A 21,209-nucleotide genomic window follows, 5' to 3' on the forward strand; every position below is an offset into this window, starting at 1 on the left:
ATATGAGGCTCCATTCCATCATGCAATCCACCGGGAGAAGGTATGCTTAGGTTGGAAATAACTCAGTAAATCAGAGGAGTTTGTATGAGCATCCGTGTAGCTATAGCGGGCGTGGGCAACTGCGCTTCCTCGCTGGTACAGGGAGTCGAATATTACAAGGACGCCAAGGATGATGACAAGATCCCCGGCATCATGCACGCCAACTTCGGCGGCTACCGCATTCGTGACGTGGAGTTCGTGACCGCCTTCGACGTGGATTCCCTCAAGGTCGGCAAGGACCTGAGCGAGGCCATTTTCGCCTCGCAGAACAACACCTACAAGTTCTGCGACGTTCCCAACAAGGGCGTGGAGGTCCTGCGCGGGCCGACCGGCGATGGACTGGGCGAGTACTACAGCAAGATGATCACCGAGTCGGACGCCGAGCCCGTGGACGTGGCCCAGGTTCTGCGTGACAAGAAGGTCGATGTGCTGGTCTCCTACCTGCCCGTCGGCTCCGAGCAAGCTGACAAGGCCTACGCCACCGCCGCCATCGAGGCCGGGTGCGCCTTCGTCAACTGCCTGCCTGTCTTCATCGCCTCCGACCCCGAGTGGGCCCAGAAGTTCCGCGATGCCGGCCTGCCCATCGTGGGCGACGACATCAAGAGCCAGGTTGGCGCCACCATCACCCACAGGGTCATGGCCCGCCTCTTTGAGGACCGCGGCGTGCGTCTGGATCGCACCTACCAGCTGAACGTGGGCGGCAACATGGACTTCATGAACATGCTGCAGCGCTCCCGCCTGGAGTCCAAGAAGGTTTCCAAGACCCGTGCGGTCACCTCCATCGTTCCTCACGATATGGATCCCCACAACGTCCACATCGGTCCCTCCGACTATGTGGCCTGGCTGGATGACCGCAAGCTGGCCTTCGTGCGCCTGGAGGGCACCACCTTCGGCGATGTCCCGCTGAATCTGGAGTACAAGCTGGAGGTCTGGGATTCGCCGAACTCGGCCGGCATCGTCATCGATGCCCTGCGTGCCGCCAAGATCGCCCTGGACCGCCATCTGGCCGGCCCGGTGCTGGCGCCCAGCTCCTACTTCATGAAGTCCCCCGCTGTCCAGCATGAAGACAACGAGGCCCGCCAGCTGGTCGAGGATTACATCGCCGGCAAGGTGGAGGGCGACGAGAGCGCCCTGGATGCCGATGTCAAGGCCGCCAAGGAGAACGGCAAGGACGTCTGGCACGCCTGAGCCCGCAGATTCTGCCTGATTGATGTCTGGGGCGCCTCTTCCAAGGTCGCCCCGGAGGCATGAATGGCAGATGCTTGGTCTGGAAAGAGGCCGGCCGCTTTTCATAGGCGACCGGCCTCTTTGTATTCTGACTGGAACAGCGGCTTCGGATTTGCTGGCTCAACCTGGCGCCGAGTTCTTCAGTCTCAGACTCCCTTCAAGGATTCCCTCTGAATTGCCCCTGGAAGATCGTCAGGAGTGCAATCAGGGTTTCAGTCCTTGGTATGGCCTACCAGGGGAGCGATCCGTTTGTCCCAGGCATCCAGAGCTGAATTGATGACCTGGTGCATGTCGTAGTAGGCGTAGGTACCCAAGCGGCCGCCGAAGACCACCTTCGGCTGCTGGGCTGCCAGTTGCTTGTACTGGGTGTAGAGGGCGCGGTCGTCGCCCGTGTTGATGGGGTAGTAGGGTTCGTCGCCCTTGCCGGCGAATCGGCTGTACTCCTCCCAGACCACGGTGCGCTCATGGTTCTGCCGGTCGTAGCGCTCGGGGTTGAAGTTCTTGAACTCGATGGCGCGGGTGTAGGGCACGTCAGGATCCGAGAAGTTCATGACCGGGCAGCCGAAATGGTCGTCCTCGTCGTAGCGACGCTCCTTGAAGTCCACGGTCCGCCACTTGAGCTCGCCCAGGCGGTAGTCGAAGTAGCGGTCGACCGGGCCCGTGTAGACCACGGGGACTTGCCCCACTAGAGCATCCCTGTTCCAGGGCTGGGAGTCGTCGAAGAAGTCAGTTTTCAGGCTCACCTGGATGTGCGGGTCGTCGATCATCCGCTCGAACCAGGCCGTGTAGCCGTCCTTGGGCAGGCCCTCCCAGGTGTCCTTGAAATAGTGGTTGTCGTAGTTGAATCGCACTGGCAGCCGCTTGATGATGGAGGCGGGCAGCTGGGAGGGGTCGGTCTGCCACTGCTTGGCCGTGTAGTTCTTGATGAAGGCCTCATAAAGGGGACGGCCGATCAGGCTGATCCCCTGGTCGTTCAGGTTGCCCGGGTCGGTTCCGGCAAGTTCGCCAGCCTGCTCCCGAATCAGTTCCCGAGCCTGCTTGGGGGTGTAGTGGGCGTGGAAGAACTGGTTGATGGTGCCCAGGTTGATGGGTAGGGGATAGACCTCGCCCTTGTGGGTGGTGTAGACCCGATGGGTGTAGTCGGTGAATTCGGTGAAGCGATTGACATACTCCCAGACCTTGCGGTTGGAGGTATGGAAGAGGTGTGCGCCGTACTTGTGGATTTCGGCCCCCGTCTCCTCATCCATGTAGGAGTATGCGTTGCCGCCGATGTGGTCGCGCACGTCGATGATCCGCACCCGGGCTCCACTGTGCTCGACCGCCTGCTGGGCCACGGTCAGGCCAAACAAGCCAGCGCCTACAATCACCAAATCAGCATCCATGTCAGCCATTCGTCTTCAGCCATCCATCCCTTGTCGCTGTGATGCCGGGGTGCCTATTGTCTGTTGTCAGGGTCCGGCATGATCCGTGATCAACCGCTGGAGTACGGCGATCCTGTTGTTTACATGCTAGCGGACGGGCCTGGTTGGGGAAACGGCGGGCGGTGATGTCGACTCAATGCGCACCTGGCATGGAGGGCTCGGTGCTTTTCAGTGGACAAGTGGAGTCTGTCTGCTATCATGGTGACTTGCTCTCACGTGGCGTTATGTCACCCAATCCCCCCAGGGCAGGAATGCAGCAAGGGTAAGTGGCCTCTGGCGGGTGCGTGGGAGTTTTTCATAGATGTCCTGCCTGGGTTGGCTGAAGTCGTGAAAACAACGCGTTTGTCGGACCAGGTGTCGGCTGTCGACCCAGGGGTTGGTTAGAGTCTTGAGGTATGACCAACATGCACAAGCAGGGCGAAGCACAGGAAACCTGGTACCGGGATCCGAATGAGCAAACCGAAGCGGACGGCAGTCATGTTGACCGGGATCCTTTGACGTCTCGCCCCCGGATTTCAGCCTTGGTTCTGTGCCTGGTCGCCGGTCTGGCCTGCCTGGGTCTGACGGCTCTGGTCTGGTGGGCAGCTGTGTGGACTGTGCCTGGGCAGACCTATGATGACATGGCCCTGACCAACTTCCGCGGCTTCCTTGATCAGACGCCCCTTCTCGAGGCTTACTTGGGACTGTTCGCCATGCCTTATGTGACAGTGGTGATCTGCCTGGTGCTGGGCCTTGTAGCCCTGGCGGTTGTTCTGGTCAGGCGCCGGTGGTGGCTGCTCGGCCAAATCGCCGTTTATGCTCTGGTGGTCTACGGGGCGGCGCGTATACTCAAGCGCTTCCTGCCTCGCCCAGTGTTGATCCATTCTCAGGCTTCCACAGCCAATTCTGCCCCCTCAGGTCACACCATCCTGGCTTTGGCGGTGGTCCTGGCCCTGCTCTGTGTGGTGCCGCGTGTTTGGAGGGCCCCGGTCGCCTTGGTGGGGTTCGCCTTTGACCTGTCTGTGGGCTGCTCGCTGGTGCAGGGAGGTTGGCACCGACCCTCAGACGTGGTCATGGGCATGCTTATTCCGGTCGGTCTCTGTCTTATTGCTCTGGCCGTCACTCGCGGCACCGGGATGGACGTTCCTGGAACCAGGATGTCCTCGGCTTCGATCCAGATTGTCGCCACCTTGATGCTGGTAGCAGGGTTCCTGGGGATGCTCTATGCCTGCTATGTCATTTGGCAGGTCAGCCCTGGTCTGGAGATCGGCGCCCGGTGGACGGCCTACGGGGTTCATTGCTCGGCCGTCATAATGATGGCCTCCCTTCTGTCGCTGACCTTGGGGCTGGTTTTGGCGCTGAGGCAGGTTACGGCCTCGCCACTGACCAGAATGGGCCTTGTCGGTCGGCCCCCGGCTCCTCCTCAAAATGACTGAAGCCAGTCGCTGAGCATACTGAACGTCTCTGATTCATCCACCATGGACCCCAGGGATCCACACCCATGCACAATGACCCCTTGATTTGCATGGTGACGGAACCTCGTGAGTAAGATGGCGTGCGAAAGACCACAATATAAGGAGAGGCCATGGCATCCGGCAATAAGCTCGTCATTGTTGAGTCGCCAACCAAGGCAAAGAAGATCGGCGGGTACCTGGGCAAGGGCTACACGGTCATGGCCTCGGTGGGCCATATCCGCGACCTGGCCCAGCCATCGCAGGTCCCGGCCTCCCAGAAGAAGGCCTACGGCAAGTTCGGCGTAGACGTGAACGATGGCTTCAAGCCCTACTACATCGTGGACGACAAGAAGAAGCACACGGTATCCGAGCTCAAGAAGGCGCTGAAGAACGCCGACGAGCTCTACCTGGCCACTGATGAGGATCGGGAGGGGGAGGCCATTGCCTGGCATCTGGTGCAGACCCTCAAACCCAAGGTGCCGGTAAAGCGCATGGTCTTTCATGAGATCACTCCCGAGGCCATCAAGGATTCGCTCAAGCACACCAGGGACGTGGATGCCCACATGGTCGATGCCCAGGAGACCCGCAGGGTTCTGGATCGGCTCTATGGCTACGAGCTTTCACCGGTGCTCTGGCGCAAGGTGGGTCCGGGGCTGAGCGCCGGGCGTGTCCAGTCTGTGGCGACTCGGCTGATTGTGGAGCGTGAGCGTGAGCGCATGGCCTTTGTCAAGGCCTCCTACTGGGACCTGCTGGCGCGCCTGGTGCAGGAGGATGCAGGGGAATCGGCATCGTCAGGCGGTTTTCAGGCGCGGATGATCAGCCTGGGCGAGCAACGGCTGGCTGTGTCCAAGGACTTCACCTCCAAGGGTCAGCTGACGCAGGCTGCAGCCAAGGAGCAGGTCCTGCAGCTGGATGAGCAGCACGCCCGAAGCCTGGCTGAGACGCTGAAGAATCAGGACTTCACGGTGACGGGTATGGAGACCAAGCCCTACCGGCGGCGTCCCCAGCCCCCCTTCACCACGTCTACCCTGCAGCAGACGGCAGGCAACCGACTGGGCATGAGTTCCCGGGCCACCATGCGTGCTGCCCAGGGGCTCTATGAGAACGGGTTCATCACTTATATGCGTACCGATTCGGTCACCCTCTCCCAGGAGGCCATTGCTGCTGCCCGCAAGGGGGTCGAGCGTGAGTATGGGGCCGAATACCTGTCGGCCGAGTCCAAGCAGTATGTAACCAAGACCGCCGGCGCCCAGGAGGCCCACGAATGCATCCGGCCAGCCGGTTCCACCTTCCACAGGCCTCAGGAGCTGGCCGACCGTCTGGCCCCTGACCAGCTCAAGCTCTACACCCTGATCTGGCGGCGCACTCTGGCTTCGCAGATGGCCGACGCCACCGGGTCCACAGCCACCATTCGCCTGTCGGCGCAGGCGGGCAAGGAGGGCACAGCCCTTTTCCAGGCTTCAGGCACCGTCATCAAGTTCCCTGGCTTCCTCAAAGCCATGGGTGCAGGCTCTGAACAGACTGATGAGGATTCTTCCCTCCCTCCGGTTCGGCAGGGGGACGTGCTTCGTGCCGCCTCCCTAGAACCTGAGGGGCATGAAACCCAGCCGCCTGCACGCTACACCGAGGCCTCCCTGGTTAAGACCCTGGAGGCCAAGGAGATCGGCAGGCCTTCCACCTATGCCAGCATCATCTCGACCATCATCGATCGCGGATACGTCTACGAGCGCGGCCGTGCCCTGATCCCTTCCTGGCTGGCCTTTTCGGTAGTCAGGTTGCTGGAGACCAATTTCCCCAAGTATGTGGATTATCAATTCACGGCGCAGATGGAGAACGGCCTGGATATGATCGCCCATGGCAAGGAGCGAGGCAAGGACTGGCTGACCCGGTTCTACTTCGGCTCGGGCCCTGGCGCCGCTCAGAACGCTGACCAGGCCCATCAGGGCTTGCAGGAGCAGGTGGCCCAGTTGGGAGACATCGACGCCCGCAAGATCAACACCATCGAGATAGGCGATGGCCTGCAGGTGAGGGTCGGCCGCTACGGACCCTATCTTGAGGATACGGCTGACCTGGATGCCGACGGCAATCCCAAACGCGCCTCGTTGCCACCAACCATGGCTCCGGACGAGCTGACTGTGGCAGCGGGACATGAACTGATCGCTGCCAACGCTGGCGGTCCCCGTCAGCTGGGTAAAGATCCGGAGACCGGCGGTCGGGTCGAGGTGCGCAAGGGTCGATTCGGGCCCTATGTGGCCCTGATCAGCCCCGAAGAGGAAGCGGCCGAAGAGAAGAAGCCGACTGGTAAGACTGCACGGACGGCCAAGCGAACAGGACCCAAGCCCAAGATGGCCTCGCTCTTCAAAACCATGGATCCAGACACGGTCACCCTGGAGGATGCCCTGAAGCTGCTCAGCCTGCCCAGGACGGTGGGCAGCATCGAGCTGACCGATGCCAAGACGGGAGCAACCAGCCAGGCCACCGTCACAGCCAGCAATGGCCGCTATGGCCCCTATCTGACGGCCACCAAGGCCGACGGTGGTACCGAGACGCGTTCGCTGACCGACGAGGGGCAGATTTTCAGCATTGACCAGGCCGGGGCCAAGGCGCTCTTCGATCAGCCCAAGTACGGCAGACGTTCCCGGAGCGCGGCCAAGCCCCCTCTTCGTGAGCTGGGTACGGACCCTGACAGTGGCAAGCCCGTCACCATCAAGGACGGATTCTACGGTGTCTACATCACCGACGGGCAGACCAACAGGACCCTACCCAAGCAGTACACGGCCCAGTCCATCGAACCGGAGGTGGCCTTCCGTCTGCTGGCAGAGAAGCGCGCGGCCGGACCCACAAAGCGGCGCGGCCGGACCACTCGCAAGTCGACCGCACGAAAGTCGACTGCTCGCAAATCGGCCGCTCGCACCCGCAAAACCACAAAGAAGGCCAAGGCCACCAAGACTTCCAAGAGTACGGAGCATCAGGCATGAGTGATGGTTTGTTCATTTCCTTCGAGGGCGTGGATGGGGCAGGCAAGACCACCCAGGTCCAACGAGCACACGACTATCTGCAGGAGTGCGGCCTGCGGTCCCAGGTCACCCGCGAACCAGGCGGCACCCCGGTAGGATTGACCATTCGGGAACTCGTTCTGCATGGCTTGGCCGCCTTTCCCTCGGTTGCCGTGACCGGGGGCACCGATGTGGTTGACGCCTCCGACGATCTGGCCCCCAGGACCGAGGCTCTGCTCTATGCGGCGGATCGGGCTGAGCATGTGGCCCAGGTGGTGCGTCCGGCTCTGGATCATGGAGACATTGTGCTCTGCGACCGGTATCTGGATTCCTCAGTGGCCTATCAGGCCGGAGGCCGTGATCTTTCGGCGGATGTGATTCGTCGGCTGAGCCTGTGGGCCAGTCAGGGTTTGCTGCCCAAGCGCACCTACCTGCTGGATGCGGACCCGTCTCAGTCCAAGTCGCGTCTGGATCATGAACCGGATCGGCTGGAGTCGGCTGGTGAAGACTTCCAGCAGCATGTGCGTCAGGCATTTTTACAACTGGCTAAGAATGAGCCCGACCGATTCCTGGTTATCGACGCCACCCAGTCCATCGACCAGGTCTGGCAGATCATCCAAGATGATTTGGACAAGCTGATTGAGGGACGCGAGCCTGATCTGCCGCAGGTCGACGATGAGAATGATGACGCTGACGCTCAGGACGATGCCGACGACGCCGACGATGACGAATCGACGGCAGGATATGAGGACGATGATCAGGCTGCGGATACGCCCGATCAGGCACCAGAGGCTGATGATGAACAGGACGATCAGTCTATTGATGCGGAAACAGTCGGCGGGGATGCCGATGGCGATTCGATTCCTGTGGATTCCCCAGCTCGCTGGCTGCTCCGGTCCCGGCTCCTGCGGAAGACCCGATGAGTGTCTGGGGCGCCATTGTGGGCCAACAGCCCACGGTCGATCTGCTCAAGCGGACGGTGGCCGCTCAGGCGCAGGGTCATGACGAGGTAGCACAGTCCTGGCTGATCTGCGGCCCTCCTGGATCAGGGCGTTCCAATCTGGCCCGGGCTTTCGCGGCGGCCCTGATCAGTCCTGACCAGGGACTGAGCGACCAGCCCACCCGCGTCACCCAGCAGGTCTTGGCTGGAACCCATCCGGATGTGACCATACTGTCCACCAACAAGGTCACTATCGGCATCAACGAGGTCAGGGAGCTGATCATGACCTCGGAGCAGATGCCTTCAACCTCGCGTTGGCGGGTCATCATCATTGAAGACGTGGACCGGATGCTGGAGCGGACCACCAACGTGCTGCTCAAGGAGATCGAGGAGCCGGCTGAGCACACCATCTGGCTCCTGTGTGCACCCAGTGCCCAAGATGTGTTGCCCACCATCCGCTCACGGACCAGGGTGCTCAACCTGGCGGTGCCGTCCAACACTGCTGTGGCCGATTTCCTGACCGATCAGGTGGGTGTGGACCGGCCTCTGGCCGCCAAAGCCGCCCGCTTGGCTCAGGGACATATCGGCATCGCTCGTCTCTATGCCACCAAGAGTCAGGTTCTGGCCGACCGCGATGAGTTGGTGGTAGGTCTGCTGGGTCTGCGGCGCGCCTCGGATGCCGTGATCCTGGCCGCTCGGGTGGTTGATGCGGCCCGCGATCAGGCCACCGCCACCGTGGACGATGAGGTGGCCAGGGACGAGCGCGAGTTTCGGCAGATCAACGGACTCAGGGACAAGGAGCGTATTCCCCGGCAGCTGCGCGGGGCCTACCATGCCTTAGGGGGCAAGGATCAGGTCCGTCGGCGGGTCACCAGACTGACCCGGGATGTGCTGGACCGCAACCTGAGCACCCTGGCCAGCGTCTATCGGGATGTGGGCGTCCTGCAGAACGGCGCCGAGGAGAAGGCCGGCTTGGTCAATCTGGAGAATCGGGCGGCAATTGCCGATCTGTCCGTCAGACTCTCCAGGCAGGGGGCTATCGACCGCATTCAGCTGATCGCCCGAGCTCGCAGGAGGCTGGCTGCCAACGGTTCGCCGCTCTTGGACTTCGAGGCTCTTTTCTGTACCCTGCTGGTCTGAGTGCAAACCCAAGGGTTCATCAGGCGAAAGTGCCTGGTGAGGTCATGTCGCTGCTGCCGATCCTTGGCGACCAGGTTGATTCCCTGCACTCCAGTGCCGGCGGCAGAGCCACGTGGGATGGCAGAATGGACTGTCCCTTGGCGTCTACCAGCCTCAGGGCCTCCTGGACGATGCCCTCCAGGGGGGTCTTGACTGCGGTCACGGTCGGACTGCTGACCAGGCAGGCCGGGCTGTCCACGAAGGCGGCCACCTTGACTTGGTCAGGAACCCGGAAGCCCAGTTGGTTGCAGGCCATCAGAGCGCCCAGAGCCAGCGAGTCATCCCCGCAGATGATGGCATCGGGACGGTCGTTTCCCTCGCTGAGCATGGTTATGACGGCGTCGTGGCCGCGCTGCATGCTGCATGGACCGAACTGGATCCAGTCCGGCTGAGGAGTCATCCCCAAGGTGTTGGTCAGGGTGGAGAAGGTCGTGAAGAGTTCGGTGGCTGCGCTGGTGCTGAGTTTGCGGCTCAGATAGGCCACGGCGTGCGCGTTCTGTTCGGCCAGGTGGGCGATGATCAACCGCATGGAGGCGGCCTGGTCCGTGCCGACCCAGCTGGTGTGGTAGGAGACCGGCCTGCCGCCGACCTGAACGATGGGCAGCCCGGATGGCAGGTCGGCGGGCATGCCGACCGGATCGTCGTCCGGCGAAGGAACGACGATGATTCCTTCGACCTGTCGGGCCGCCATGGATCTGATGGCTGCCTCGCGCTCCTGGTCGCCCCTGACGGATATGACCAGCAGGTAGCGACCCTGTTCGGTCAGCCTTCTGCTGAGCAGATCCAGGATGGACCCGTCTAGGACTGCAGAGGTGCCGCACAGAACCAGTCCTATGGTTCTGCTGCGATCCGAGCGGAGCGCGCTGGCAGCAAAGTTGGCCGAATAGTTGAGCTTCTCGGCCGCAGCTCTGACCCGGCGGCTGATGTCGTCATTCTTGCGTCTATGGCCGGAAAGGACGCGGGACACAGTCGCCGTCGAAACTCCGGCCAGAGCTGCGACGTTGGCAATGGAAGGCTTATTGTCCGCCGTGTTTCCCATTGGTTCCCTCGAAGGTCCTCTCCACGGATGTCGGCTGCGGCTGGCGGTGGCGTTACTCGGCCTGGGTCAGCTTGGTGACCAAGGAATCGGCCACGGACTCGGCATCGTCGCCATCGACGGTCACGGTGACCTTGTCGCCCTTGGCGATGCCCAGGCTCATGACCATCAGAATGCTGCCGGCGTCCACGGGATTGCCCTCGCCCTTGGCTATGGTGACCTTGCATCCACTGGATGCGGCAGCCTGCGAGAATTCCGAAGCGGGCCTGGCGTGAATGCCTACCGGGTCGGTGATGACGGTGGAACGTTGTGCTGTTGCCATGATGACCAGCTCTCCTGAAGATATGGCCGGTCTTGTCGAACCGGCATGTCGAGTGATGAATACGCTGGTTATCTTACCACTGCACAAAAGGAATTACAGAAAACGATTACCGTTGAAAAACAGATGAATATGTGTATACTGAACATCGTTGCTTAAAGAACGTTTCCACCGCCGTTGTGGAGCTCGCCTCAGGGGGCGGCCTACACGCAGTGGCCAGGCACTAAGGAGTGCGACATGGAGATCCAAGGCGTGGGCATTGGCCGCGGCGTTGCCGTTGGCCCGGTTATCCATATGGCAGCCGGACTGGATGTGCCCGGTGATGAGACTAGGCCTGAGAACCTGACAGCGGATGCTGAATTCGGCAGGGTTGAATCCGCTCTGGCATCGGTCAACGAGGATCTGCTTGCACGCGCCAAGGCTGCCCAGGACGGGCAGGGGGCCAAGGATGCCGCTCCGATACTGACTGCTCTGGCACAGATGGCCCAGGATCCGGCCCTGAAGACTTCGATCCGATCCCTGCTGGACGGTGGCAAGACCGCCGAGCGATCCGTCTATGAGGCTTTCGCCGACTTCGAAGGCAAACTCCAGGCCATCGGCGGCTACATGGGGGAGCGGGCCAACGATCTGCATGACGTGGGCCAGCGTGTCATCGCCAATCTGCTCGGCGTACCGGCCCCGGGCGTGCCGGAAAGCGACAAGCCATTCGTCCTGGTCGCCCCTGACCGGTCCCCGGCCGACACCTCCAGCTTGGACATGACCAAGGTGCTGGCCATCGTCACCATCGAGGGCGGTCCGACCAGCCACACCGCCATCCTGGCCCGGTCCAGGGGGATCGTCGCTGTCGTAGGCGCCCAGGACGCAGCAGGGCTATCCGACGGACAGACGGTCATCGTCGATGCCGCAGCCGGTAAGGTGACGGCCGATCCCACCTCGGAACAGATCGCGAAGGCTGAGCAGGCCCGTCGTGAGGCTGATCAGGCCAAGGCTTTGCGAGGCCGTCCCGGTCAGCTCAAGGATGGAGTCAAGATCCCTCTCCTGGCCAATGTCGGTAAGCCCGCCGATGCTGATCCTGCCCTGGAGTACGGAGCCGAGGGCGTCGGACTCTTCCGCTCGGAGTTCCTCTTCCTGGGCAACGAGCAGGCGCCCGGCGTCGACGAGCAGGCCAAGGCCTACCGTGCTCTTCTTGAACGTTTCCCCGGCCGCAAGGTGGTCATCCGCCTGCTGGATGCCGGCGCCGACAAGCCGCTGCCCTTCCTGACCCAGGCCGACGAGCCCAATCCGGCCCTGGGGCTGCGTGGTCTGCGCACACTCAAGGTCCACAGCCAGGTCCTGGAGGACCAGCTGGAAGCCTTGGCCCGGGCCGATGCCGAGACCGATGCTGACCTGTGGGTCATGGCGCCCATGGTTGCCGACGAGCACGAGGCCGACTACTTCGTCCGTCTGGGCAAGAGCAAGGGGCTCAAGCGCGTGGGCGTCATGGCCGAGGTTCCCTCGATCGCCTTGATGGCCGACAAGGTGGCCAAGGTGGCCGATTTCGTCAGCATCGGCACCAACGATCTGACCCAGTACACGCTGGCCGCCGACCGCACACTGGGTTCGGTCGCCTCCTATCAGACCGCCTGGCATCCTGCCGTCCTCAGGGCCATCAAGCTCATCGCTGACGCCGGCCAGGCCAATAACATGCCTGTCGGAGTCTGCGGCGAGGCTGCTGCCGATCCGGACCTGGCCGTGGTTCTGGCGGGCATCGGCGTGACCAGTCTGTCCATGACGCCGGTCGCCCTGGATGATGTCCGCGCCGAGCTGGCCAAGCACACCATGGACGAGGCCAAGGCGCTGGCCGCCAGGGCTCTGGACGGAGAGTTCTATCATCCCCAGGGGTGGTGAGCAGTCGGCCGGATTCACACAAATCCACCGGATCCGGTGCAATCGAGCAAGTCAAACAGCACGAGCAAGGAGCAGACATGACGGATTTCCAAGCCTTCCTTCCCGACACATCCTTTGCCCTGGATGTACCGGCGACTGACTGGCGGGATGCCATCCGCAAGGCGGGCGACAGGCTGGTGGCCTCCGGGTTCACCACCGATGCCTATACGGATCAGATGATCGAGACCGTCGAGAAGATGGGCCCCTACATTGTTATCGCCCCCGGTCTGGCTCTGGCCCATTCCCGCCCTAGCGAGGCGGTCCTGGGAACCGGCCTGAGCTGGGTAAGGCTGTCCACGCCTGTCGAGTTCGGCAACAAGGCCAACGATCCGGTCTCCCTGGTGATCGGTCTGGCCGGACGGGATGAGCAGGAGCACCTGCAGGTGATGTCCGCCATCGCCGGTGCGCTGACCGACGCGAAAAAGACCCAGCAACTGGCCAAGGCCGGCACCCCTGACGAGGTCCGCGCCATTCTTCAATCGTGAACAAGAAGCAGTAAGAGCAAACAAGGAACAAAGGAGCAACTCATGGATATTCTCTGCGTATGCGGCAACGGCATCGGCACCTCGGTCCTACTCAAGGTCAACGTTGAGCAGGTGGCATCGGAGCTGGGCATGGATGTGACCGTGACCACCTCCGACGCAGGTAGCGCCAAGGGCACGGCCAACATGAACGACCTGGTGTTGACCTCACCTCAGCTGGCACCCGAGTTGGAGGGGACCACCACCCCGGTCGAGACCGTCCAGAATTTCATGGACAAGGACGAAATCAAGGGCATCCTGGAGCAGTACGCCGACTGATGCGCCCGGCGGGCATTCATCATCGCCAGGCCGATGGGACGCCCGCTCTTTCGAGTTGAGAACAAGAGAGAAATAGTAAGGACCAATAATGAATGTCTTCCTTGCGGTGCTGAACTTCATCAGCCAGGAGATTCTGAATGTGCCCGCCTATCTGATCGGCATTGTGGCGGCTATCGGCCTGATCGCCCTGAAACGGAGCGCAGGCCAGGTCATCTCGGGTGCCCTCAAGGCGGCCATGGGCTATCTGATTCTAGGCGCCGGCGCCACTGTGGTGACCAACGCCCTGGATCCCTTCGGCAAGCTGGTCTTCAAGGCCACTGGCGCCCACGGGGTCGTCCCCACCAACGAGGTGATCGTGGCCCAGGCCTCCAGCCAATTCGGCGCGGCCTCCGCCTACATCATCGTGCTCAGCTTCATCGTCATGATCCTGCTGGCACGGTTCACCCCACTCAAGTACGTATTCCTGACCGGCCACCATATGGTCTTCATGTCCACCCTGCTGGCCCTGGTCCTTTCGATCGGGTTCGGTAAGGGCAACAACCTGCTCATCGTGCTGATCGGCTCCCTGCTGATGGGCGTGATCATGGTGGCCATGCCAGCCTTCGCCCAGCCGTACATGAACCGGGTGACCGGCAGCGACAAGCTGTCCATCGGCCACTTCAACACCTTGGGCTACGTGGTCTCGGGCGCGGTCGGCAGCGCTGTGGGCAAGAAGTCGCGTTCCACCGAGGACATCGACTTCCCCAAGGGGCTGAGCTTCCTGCGTGATTCCATGGTCTCCACCACCCTGCTCATGGTCGTCCTCTACCTGGTCTTCGCTGTCTGGACCGCCTTTGTGGTGCCGGCCAAGGCCGCCTTCGCCGTCTTCCCGTCACATCCGGCCAACTGGGGAGCCTTCTTCATGGCCGCTTTCGCCCAGGCCTTGCAGTTTGGCATCGGCGTGAGCATCATCCTCTACGGCGTCCGCATCATCCTGGGCGAGCTGGTGCCCGCCTTCCAGGGCATCGCCAACAAGGTGGTCCCCGGCGCTCGTCCTGCCCTGGACATCCCCCTTGTCTTCCCCTACGGTGCCAACGCATCCCTGATCGGCTTCCTGTCCTCCTTCGCCGGTGGTCTGGTGGCTCTGGTCATCATCGCGGTCTGGCTTGGGCCCGTCTGGGGTCTGGCCCTGATCCTGCCGGGCATGGTGCCCCACTTCTTCGATGGCGGCGGTGCCGGTGTCTTCGGCAATGCGACCGGCGGCCGTATCGGGGCCGTGGTCGGCGGCTTCATCAATGGTCTGCTGATCACCTTCCTGCCGGCCATCCTGATGACGGTTCTGGGCAGCTTCGGCCTGTCCAACGCCACCTTCGGCGATGCGGACTTCGCCTGGTACGGCACCGTGGTCGGCAAGCTGGCCCAGTTGGGTATCCCTGCCGGTGCCGTGGTCCTGGTGGTCCTGGCTGTGGTGATCTTCGCCCTGGCCTGGATCTGGCAGGTCAAGGTGGTCAACACCGGATGGATGCCTGCCACCAAGCATGCTGAGTTCATCGCCAGTGTCGAGGCTGAAGAGAAGGAGGCCAAGGCTCAGGCTCGTGCAGCCGCCAAGGCCGCCCGTGCCCAGGCCAAGGCCACCGAGGCCGCCAAGGCCGAATAGGCATGTGCAAGCGCGCCCTACAGGCGCCAGGAGAAAGGTACTGTTGATTCCTTTCTCCAGACCAGCCTAGAGCCGCTCGGATCATTTCCACTTGGAAGGGTCCGGGCGGCTCTTACACTTTTTGCGCAGGTTGGTGTGCTTGATCATCTCAAATATCTTCCACGGATGAACTTGACCCCGTCACTGGAGCGGGCGAGAATCGAACCATGAGGATTATCACAGATTTCGGCACCATTCCCGATCGGTACGCCAAGCGCGCCCCGCAGTCCCTCACGCGCAAGGGACGTCCTGTAGTCTCCTTCCCCTTCCGGCTTGAGGATGTACCCCGGGAGGCTCGCTATCTGCATTGGATGCTGGTGGATCCTGATTCCGTGCCCGTGTGCGGCTTCCCATGGATCCACTGGTCACTGGCCAACCTGCCCATCGAGGCCTTGCACGCCTTGCAGTCTAAGGGAAACGAAAGCACCGTTCTGGCGATTCCGGAGGACTTCTCAAGAAATCTGCCCAATCTGATCCCCGGCGTGCCCCAGGGCCGGACATCGGCTGCCTCACCCTTGGTCATGGAGGAGGAGATCGCCGACGATCCTGCCGTGCTCATGCGCTACAACGGCCCCACCCCTCCCGATCGGGTTCACGACTATGTGCTGTCGGTCTGGGCCACAAAGGAGGCTCTGCCGAATCTGGAGGAGGGATTCTGGCTGAACGCCCTGGTTCATGCCGTTCATTCCGCCCAACCTGTGGTCGCGGCGGCCCGTGCCTGGCTGCCAGCTGATGCCTGAGCGCCTGGCTTAACGGACGCATCTGCTGGTATTGGGACGGTCTAGCACTAGAGTGAGGCCATGCCCAAAGTGCGCAGATGGCCGTCATCCCTGCCTGTGCACGCAGTCGGTTGGAACGGCATCCTCCGGCATTCGGACTGGTGATGACAGTTGACCGCAATCAGACAAAGGAAGACGCTTATATGCCCTGCACCACGCTTCTGATAGGTAAGCATGCCAGTTACGACGGATCCACCATCATCGCCCGAAATGAGGATTCAGCCAACGGGGAGTTCCGTCCCAAGCGCTTCGTCCTGGTCACTCCCGACCAGCAGCCACGGCACTATCGCAGCGTGATCAGCCACTTGGAGATGGATCTGCCCGAGGATCCCATGCGCTACACCTCGGTGCCCAATGCTGTGCTCGACCAAGGGCTATGGGCCGAAGCGGGCGTCAACAGTGCCAACGTGGCCATGTCAGCCACTGAGACCATCACCACCAATGAGCGTGTTCTGGGTGCCGATCCGTTGGTGGAATTCACCCCCTCCCAGGGCCATCCGGGTGATGAGGGCTACTTGGCCGAGGTACCCGGGGGCATCGGCGAGGAAGACCTGGTCACCATTGTTCTGCCCTATATCCGCTCGGCGCGGGAGGGTGTCCTGCGGCTGGGCTCCCTGCTGGAGCGTTACGGCACCTATGAGATGAACGGCATTGCCTTCAGTGATGTGGACGAGATCTGGTGGATGGAAACCGTGGGCGGCCATCACTGGATCGCCAAGCGGGTGCCCGATGACTCTTATGTGACCATGCCCAACCAGCTAGGCATTGACGAGTTCGATCTGGATGACGCTTTTGGGGAGCAGACCGACCACCTCTGCTCGGCCGACCTGCGGGAGTTCATCGCCGACAATCACCTGAATCTTGCTGTGGAGTCGGTCTCGCCCTTCAATCCGCGCGATGCCTTTGGATCCCATAGCGATTCGGATCATGTCTACAACACGCCCCGGGCCTGGTATATGCAGCGTTTCCTCAACCCCTATGACGAGATCTGGGACGGACCGGATGCCGATCATGCCCCCACCAGCGACAACATCCCTTGGTGCCGTCAGCCCGAGCGGCTGATTACCGTGGAAGACGTCAAGTATCTGCTCAGCTCCCACTACCAGGGCACGCCATACGATCCCTATGGGCGGACCGGCGACGAGCACACCAAGGGGCTCTACCGGCCCATCGGCATCAACCGCAACGACCAGCTGGCCCTGATCCAGCTGCGCCCCTATCGGCCTGAATCCTGCCGGGCCATCCAGTGGATGTCCTACGGGTCCAACGCCTTCAACGCCCTGGTTCCCTTCTATGCCAATGTGGATCGGACGCCCGACTATCTGGCCAACGCCACTGACCGGGTCTCCACTGACAGCCTCTACTGGTCCGACCGGCTGATCGCCGCCCTGTGCGATTCCGAATTCGCAGGCACCTCGGCGGCTGTCGAGCGTTACCAGCAGAGCGTAGGAGGCGAGGGCCACCGGCTGATCGCCGCCGCTGACGAGCAGGTGGCACGGCTGGAGGGTGCTGACCAAGGTACCGACAACGCCGAGGTGCGCCAGGTGCTGGAGGCCGCCAACCAGGACATGGCCGACCGTCTGCGCAAGGAAACCGATGATCTGCTTGGCCAGGTGCTGTATACCGTCAGCATGGGCATGCGCAATGGCTACCACCTGTCCGACAACTGAGCCATCCGAATCTACAAGGACCGCAAAAGAAGGAGAGCCCCATGACCGACTTCGACGATTACGTCAGACCATACGGCCTGTTTGACAAGATCGATGCCTTCGGCTATTTGAAGGATCTGCAGGAGCATCCGGATATGCCGCGCAAGCATGGCCGAGTGCTGCTAGTCACCGCAGATACCCCGCTCAAGGCATCACGTGGTGAGGGCAAGACCACGACTACCATCGCCCTGATTGATGCCCTGCGCGCCCAGGGAGTGGATGCCGCAGCTGTCCTGCGTCAACCCAGTATGGGCATCACCGCAGCCGGGTCCAAGGGTGGCGCCTCCGGTGGTGGCAAGTCTTCGCTGACGCATCCTGAGCTGGTGGATTGGGGTTTGTGCGGGGAGATGGCGGCTATCGAATCCGCACAGAACCTGTTGGTCTCCTTTGCTGAGAAGGCTGTGGACGAGGGTCGGCTGGACACCGTCCTGGTGCCCCGGGTCAGCGAAGTGCCTTCACGGTCCCTGCGGCAGATCACCGTGGACCGAGGCAAGGGCGATCTGCCCGAGCGGACCGTGCTGACGCCAACCTGCGAGCTCATGCAGATCGTCGTGCTCTCCCGGAGCATGGAGGAGATCGAACGGCGTGTGGCAGCCATGGTTGCGGGGACCCTGGACGGTCGCCCGGTCACCTTTGGTGAGTTTGTGGACCTGTGGCGGATCACCGGCATCCTGACCGATGCGGTCAAGCCTGCCTTCACTCAGACTTTGGAAGGTTCACCGGTATATGTGCATGGCGGGCCTTTCGCCAACGTCTCCATCGGCATCCCCAGCCTGGTGTCCGTGGAAATGGCCTGCGCCCGGCACGACGTGGTCGTCGTCGAGGCCGGTTATGGAGCTGATGCCGGTGCCCAGAAGTGGCTGGACATCGCCGCCCGTGAGTATGGGGCCCAGTGGCCTGCCGCCGCGGTGGTCGTCACCCGTGCCACCACCTGGAGGGACGATCCCAAGCTGAGCTGGCGCTATCCCTTCCATGTGCATCGTCTGGAGGGACTGGGCATCCCCACCTTCCCGCTGATCAACCTCTGGGAGGGCGAGGACGACCAGGTGGATTCCTTGCGGGAGACCGCCGACGGTCTGGGCTTCCGCAGGCCCATCGCGGGCAACCTCTTCCGTGACGGAGGCAAGGCCCTTGAGCCTCAGTTGGACGATCTGATCAAGGCCTTGCAGGAGCCTGCGAAGGCCCGGGCGGATACAGCCAGCCTGCATGATATGTCCGTGCCGGATCGGATTCGCTGGATCGCCCAGAGCGCCTACGGCGTGCCGGATGATCGGGTTATTGAGCGTGAGGGCTTCCAGGACAGTCTCCAGGCGGCCTCCGACCTCTGCAACAAGGCAGGCATCTCCCTCGAGGATCTGGTGGTGGTGGCGGTCAAGTCGCCGGCCACCATGACCGACGATGACCGGGCCGACCAGGACAAGCGCACAGTCACTCTGAAGAAGGTTGAGGCCCATACGGGGGCCGGTCTCCTGCAGGTGAACCTGACCACCTCCCTGACCACGCCCATGCCCAAGATCGTCTGAGCGGGCTATGCATGGATTCTGCAGACCTGTGACGCGCCGTGTTGCGGGTCTGCAGAAACCGTGTATAGTATCTACTTGGCTCTTGAAAGTGCCCTGCCCCTATAGCTCAGTTGGCTAGAGCAGCTGACTCTTAATCAGCGTGTCCGGGGTTCGAGCCCCCGTGGGGGCACAGAGTCAACGCCCAGCAATCGCAACGGTTGCTGGGCTTTTGCATTGCTCTGCGAAATCTTCTGAAAAGCAATTTTGTGTGACGTCTGTGTGACAAAAGTCCCGACCAAAGAAAAGTGCCGCCGAGGCAGGGTGTAAAACCTGTTTGCTAATCATTGAGTGCGTTTCTCAAATCTCCCGCCCGCTGTTTTTCCCGGCCACCGATCTCAGCTCTGGCGTGACATTCCCTGCCTGCTTGGTATGGAAGTCTGCACAGCAGTCGGTCATTCCTGACCTGTAGAAGAGCACGTGAATCTTGTGCTTACGGATCAAGCAGGCAGATGTGCCGGCGTGTGGGAGCGGCTTCAAAAAACTGCCAAGAGTGTGAAATCTGTCTGGGACATGGAATCCATGCGTGGTTTTCAATGCGCCATGATCTGCAGTGGTTGGGATAAAATACGGATGCCGGTTGAAGTGCGGTCGTGTTGATGGTGACACGCGGTTGGGTCTGGCGCTATATCGGATTTCAATGAATCACTTGAATCAATGGAGATCATGAGCGCTTCTCGGCCTAGTGCCATCACCTGTTTTTATTGAATGATGCCCGTGTCTTGGCCCCCTGTATGACCGGTTGGGGAAAGGGTGCCACGGCGGCATTGAGAGAGGGGTGAAGGGTCGAATGGAATATTCGCTTATGACCAAGCTTGCCGCAGAATGTGTCGGCACCGCCATATTGATGATCTTCGGCAACGGCGCCGTTGCCGACGTGGATCTGGAGGGCACCAAGGGCCACCATTCAGGCTGGCTGACTATCGCCATGGGATATGGCTTCGGAGTCATGTTTCCCGTGCTCATGTTCGGCGGGGTGTCCGGAGCTCACATCAACCCAGCCATGACTCTGGGACAAGCCGTCATCGGCATCTTCCCCTGGAGCCTGGTTCTTCCTTATATCCTGGCGCAGCTGATCGGTGCGGCCCTGGGTCAGCTGGTCGTCTATGCCTGCTACTTCCCGCACTACCGCCTGACCAAAGACCCTTTGCCGATTTTGGGCACCTTCTGCACCACTGACGCCTCGGGTTCACTGGTCAACTACTTCATCAATGAGTTCTTTGGCACGCTGGTGCTGGTCTTGGGAGCCCTCTGCTGCCTGCAGGGCCCATGGGGGTCTAAGGGGTTGGCCGCTGCCTCCATCGTTGTCGGCTTGATCGTCTGGGGACTGGTCACCTCTCTGGGTGGTCCTACCGGCCCTGGCTTGAATCCTGCGCGTGACCTGGTGCCGCGCTTCCTGCACTGGATTCTGCCCGTGCCCAACAAGGGGGACTCACGCTGGGGCGAGGCTTGGATTCCAGTGGTGGCACCCATCATTGGTGCCATTGTCGGAGCCGTGATGTTCAAGGTCCTCTTCGCCGCCTGATCAACAGGTAGCTTCAGGGTCCCGGGCTTCCTCTGGGAGGCCCGGGACCCGGCAGTTGAACACGCAAGTATAGACATCATATTGTCATGTTGTTATAATGTTTGCGAAATTCGATGTTGAAACTTCCGGAGGGAGGCATTCTCCCACGATCATTCGCTACGAAGCGGATGGGCTTCATCGTATGCGAGGAGGCAAATTGCTGGACGAGTATTTCCCGGAAGGCACCGTCATGTACAGGGATGGCGTGGCCGATTGGGTAGAAGCAGTGGATGTGGTTACTGCTCCGCTGGTTGACCTGGGAAGGATCAAGCCCTCTTATGTCGAGGCCATCAAGGCTTCGATACGCAAACCAGGTGGCACCTATATTGATCTGGGACAAGGCATCGCCATGGCCCACGCCAGGCCAGAGGCAGGCGTGGTGACCACATCCCTATCGGTGCTGAAGGTTGGCAGACCCTTTCTGCTGGCCGATTCACAGGACCACCCAATCAGCACGTTCTTCTGTCTGGCCGCGCAGGACTCGAACAGCCATTTAAGCCTGATGCAATCGCTGGCGACCTTCCTGAGTGACGGCAGGAATCAGGAACGGCTGGGCAAGGCCGCGAACGTTGACGAATTGAGGACGATTCTCAAGGAAGAAAGGTAA

General features: G+C 61.5%; 16 protein-coding genes, 1 tRNA gene, 1 other RNA gene and 1 pseudogene. 16 read left to right on the top strand and 3 right to left on the bottom strand.

Annotated features, from left to right (window positions below; genetic code table 11):
- Positions 1-84: 84 nt before the first annotated feature.
- On the top strand, positions 85-1,227 hold the full coding sequence (locus CI601_RS07750; RefSeq protein WP_024626959.1) for an inositol-3-phosphate synthase: 1,143 nt from the start codon (positions 85-87) through the stop codon (positions 1,225-1,227).
- Between the two features lie 251 nt (positions 1,228-1,478).
- Here the strand turns inward: CI601_RS07750 and glf are convergent, their stop codons facing one another.
- A complete protein-coding gene (gene glf / locus CI601_RS07755; protein ID WP_121914972.1) occupies positions 1,479-2,657 on the bottom strand; it encodes a UDP-galactopyranose mutase in 1,179 nt (392 codons plus the stop codon).
- Between the two features lie 236 nt (positions 2,658-2,893).
- On the opposite strand from glf, the gene ffs reads away from it, so the two are divergent.
- From ffs to CI601_RS07780, 5 genes and pseudogenes are all read left to right on the top strand, one after another.
- An RNA gene (gene ffs / locus CI601_RS07760) (signal recognition particle sRNA small type) lies at positions 2,894-2,984 on the top strand.
- 98 nt (positions 2,985-3,082) lie between these two features.
- On the top strand, positions 3,083-4,102 hold the full coding sequence (locus tag CI601_RS07765; protein WP_121914973.1) for a phosphatase PAP2 family protein: 1,020 nt from the start codon (positions 3,083-3,085) through the stop codon (positions 4,100-4,102).
- Between the two features lie 149 nt (positions 4,103-4,251).
- Positions 4,252-7,098, top strand: a complete 2,847-nt coding sequence (gene topA / locus CI601_RS07770) for a type I DNA topoisomerase (protein WP_121914974.1) — start codon at positions 4,252-4,254, stop codon at positions 7,096-7,098.
- A pseudogene (tmk, locus tag CI601_RS07775) lies at positions 7,095-7,748 on the top strand (dTMP kinase); the annotation flags it as partial. The gene topA and the pseudogene tmk, both read left to right, overlap by 4 nt.
- Positions 7,749-8,035: 287 nt before the next feature.
- A complete protein-coding gene (locus CI601_RS07780; RefSeq protein ID WP_121914976.1) occupies positions 8,036-9,196 on the top strand; it encodes a DNA polymerase III subunit delta' in 1,161 nt (386 codons plus the stop codon).
- A 19-nt stretch (positions 9,197-9,215) separates the two neighbouring features.
- Here CI601_RS07780 and CI601_RS07785 read toward each other — a convergent pair whose 3' ends face one another.
- Both CI601_RS07785 and CI601_RS07790 read right to left on the bottom strand, forming a co-directional pair.
- Positions 9,216-10,274, bottom strand: a complete 1,059-nt coding sequence (locus CI601_RS07785; protein ID WP_121914977.1) for a LacI family DNA-binding transcriptional regulator — start codon at positions 10,272-10,274, stop codon at positions 9,216-9,218.
- A gap of 52 nt (positions 10,275-10,326) precedes the next feature.
- Positions 10,327-10,593: an HPr family phosphocarrier protein gene (locus tag CI601_RS07790; RefSeq protein ID WP_024626952.1), complete on the bottom strand. Its 267-nt coding sequence runs from the start codon at positions 10,591-10,593 to the stop codon at positions 10,327-10,329.
- Between the two features lie 234 nt (positions 10,594-10,827).
- Here CI601_RS07790 and ptsP point away from each other — a divergent pair, with 234 nt between their 5' ends.
- The 10 genes from ptsP to CI601_RS07840 all read left to right on the top strand — a co-directional run bounded on the left by ptsP (position 10,828) and on the right by CI601_RS07840 (position 21,209).
- Entirely contained in the window at positions 10,828-12,477 is a 1,650-nt protein-coding gene (ptsP, locus tag CI601_RS07795) for a phosphoenolpyruvate--protein phosphotransferase (protein ID WP_121914978.1), read from the top strand.
- A gap of 77 nt (positions 12,478-12,554) precedes the next feature.
- On the top strand, positions 12,555-13,001 hold the full coding sequence (locus CI601_RS07800) for a PTS sugar transporter subunit IIA (RefSeq protein ID WP_121914979.1): 447 nt from the start codon (positions 12,555-12,557) through the stop codon (positions 12,999-13,001).
- 42 nt (positions 13,002-13,043) lie between these two features.
- Complete coding sequence (locus CI601_RS07805; protein WP_024626949.1) at positions 13,044-13,316, top strand: PTS sugar transporter subunit IIB; 273 nt, start codon at positions 13,044-13,046, stop codon at positions 13,314-13,316.
- An 88-nt stretch (positions 13,317-13,404) separates the two neighbouring features.
- Positions 13,405-14,952, top strand: a complete 1,548-nt coding sequence (locus tag CI601_RS07810; RefSeq protein ID WP_121914980.1) for a PTS ascorbate transporter subunit IIC — start codon at positions 13,405-13,407, stop codon at positions 14,950-14,952.
- A 206-nt stretch (positions 14,953-15,158) separates the two neighbouring features.
- Positions 15,159-15,731, top strand: coding sequence for a YbhB/YbcL family Raf kinase inhibitor-like protein (locus CI601_RS07815; RefSeq protein WP_121914981.1), 573 nt, complete (start codon positions 15,159-15,161; stop codon positions 15,729-15,731).
- Between the two features lie 182 nt (positions 15,732-15,913).
- Positions 15,914-17,440 carry a C69 family dipeptidase gene (locus CI601_RS07820; protein ID WP_121914982.1) on the top strand — a complete coding sequence of 509 codons (1,527 nt, stop codon included), beginning with the start codon at positions 15,914-15,916 and terminating at the stop codon, positions 17,438-17,440.
- Positions 17,441-17,481: 41 nt separating this feature from the next.
- Positions 17,482-19,002, top strand: coding sequence for a formate--tetrahydrofolate ligase (locus CI601_RS07825; protein WP_121914983.1), 1,521 nt, complete (start codon positions 17,482-17,484; stop codon positions 19,000-19,002).
- 95 nt (positions 19,003-19,097) lie between these two features.
- Positions 19,098-19,171 (top strand) — tRNA-Lys (locus CI601_RS07830).
- Positions 19,172-19,828: 657 nt separating this feature from the next.
- Positions 19,829-20,563: an MIP/aquaporin family protein gene (locus CI601_RS07835; protein WP_121914984.1), complete on the top strand. Its 735-nt coding sequence runs from the start codon at positions 19,829-19,831 to the stop codon at positions 20,561-20,563.
- A 97-nt stretch (positions 20,564-20,660) separates the two neighbouring features.
- Complete coding sequence (locus CI601_RS07840; RefSeq protein WP_259465358.1) at positions 20,661-21,209, top strand: PTS sugar transporter subunit IIA; 549 nt, start codon at positions 20,661-20,663, stop codon at positions 21,207-21,209.

Origin of the sequence: Bifidobacterium sp. wkB344 (genome assembly GCF_003688305.1) — a bacterium.
Classification (GTDB): Bacteria; Actinomycetota; Actinomycetes; order Actinomycetales; family Bifidobacteriaceae; genus Bombiscardovia; species Bombiscardovia mizhiensis.

Coding starts and splice junctions, on each gene's coding strand:
- CI601_RS07825 (WP_121914983.1), top strand. CDS start 17,482: ATGACCGACTTCGACGATTACGTCAGACCATACGGCCTGTTTGACAAG.
- CI601_RS07820 (WP_121914982.1), top strand. CDS start 15,914: ATGCCCTGCACCACGCTTCTGATAGGTAAGCATGCCAGTTACGACGGA.
- CI601_RS07765 (WP_121914973.1), top strand. CDS start 3,083: ATGACCAACATGCACAAGCAGGGCGAAGCACAGGAAACCTGGTACCGG.
- CI601_RS07805 (WP_024626949.1), top strand. CDS start 13,044: ATGGATATTCTCTGCGTATGCGGCAACGGCATCGGCACCTCGGTCCTA.
- CI601_RS07750 (WP_024626959.1), top strand. CDS start 85: ATGAGCATCCGTGTAGCTATAGCGGGCGTGGGCAACTGCGCTTCCTCG.
- glf (WP_121914972.1), bottom strand. CDS start 2,657: ATGGCTGACATGGATGCTGATTTGGTGATTGTAGGCGCTGGCTTGTTT.
- CI601_RS07785 (WP_121914977.1), bottom strand. CDS start 10,274: ATGGGAAACACGGCGGACAATAAGCCTTCCATTGCCAACGTCGCAGCT.
- CI601_RS07810 (WP_121914980.1), top strand. CDS start 13,405: ATGAATGTCTTCCTTGCGGTGCTGAACTTCATCAGCCAGGAGATTCTG.
- CI601_RS07800 (WP_121914979.1), top strand. CDS start 12,555: ATGACGGATTTCCAAGCCTTCCTTCCCGACACATCCTTTGCCCTGGAT.
- CI601_RS07780 (WP_121914976.1), top strand. CDS start 8,036: ATGAGTGTCTGGGGCGCCATTGTGGGCCAACAGCCCACGGTCGATCTG.
- topA (WP_121914974.1), top strand. CDS start 4,252: ATGGCATCCGGCAATAAGCTCGTCATTGTTGAGTCGCCAACCAAGGCA.
- ptsP (WP_121914978.1), top strand. CDS start 10,828: ATGGAGATCCAAGGCGTGGGCATTGGCCGCGGCGTTGCCGTTGGCCCG.
- CI601_RS07815 (WP_121914981.1), top strand. CDS start 15,159: ATGAGGATTATCACAGATTTCGGCACCATTCCCGATCGGTACGCCAAG.
- CI601_RS07790 (WP_024626952.1), bottom strand. CDS start 10,593: ATGGCAACAGCACAACGTTCCACCGTCATCACCGACCCGGTAGGCATT.
- CI601_RS07840 (WP_259465358.1), top strand. CDS start 20,661: ATGTTTGCGAAATTCGATGTTGAAACTTCCGGAGGGAGGCATTCTCCC.
- CI601_RS07835 (WP_121914984.1), top strand. CDS start 19,829: ATGGAATATTCGCTTATGACCAAGCTTGCCGCAGAATGTGTCGGCACC.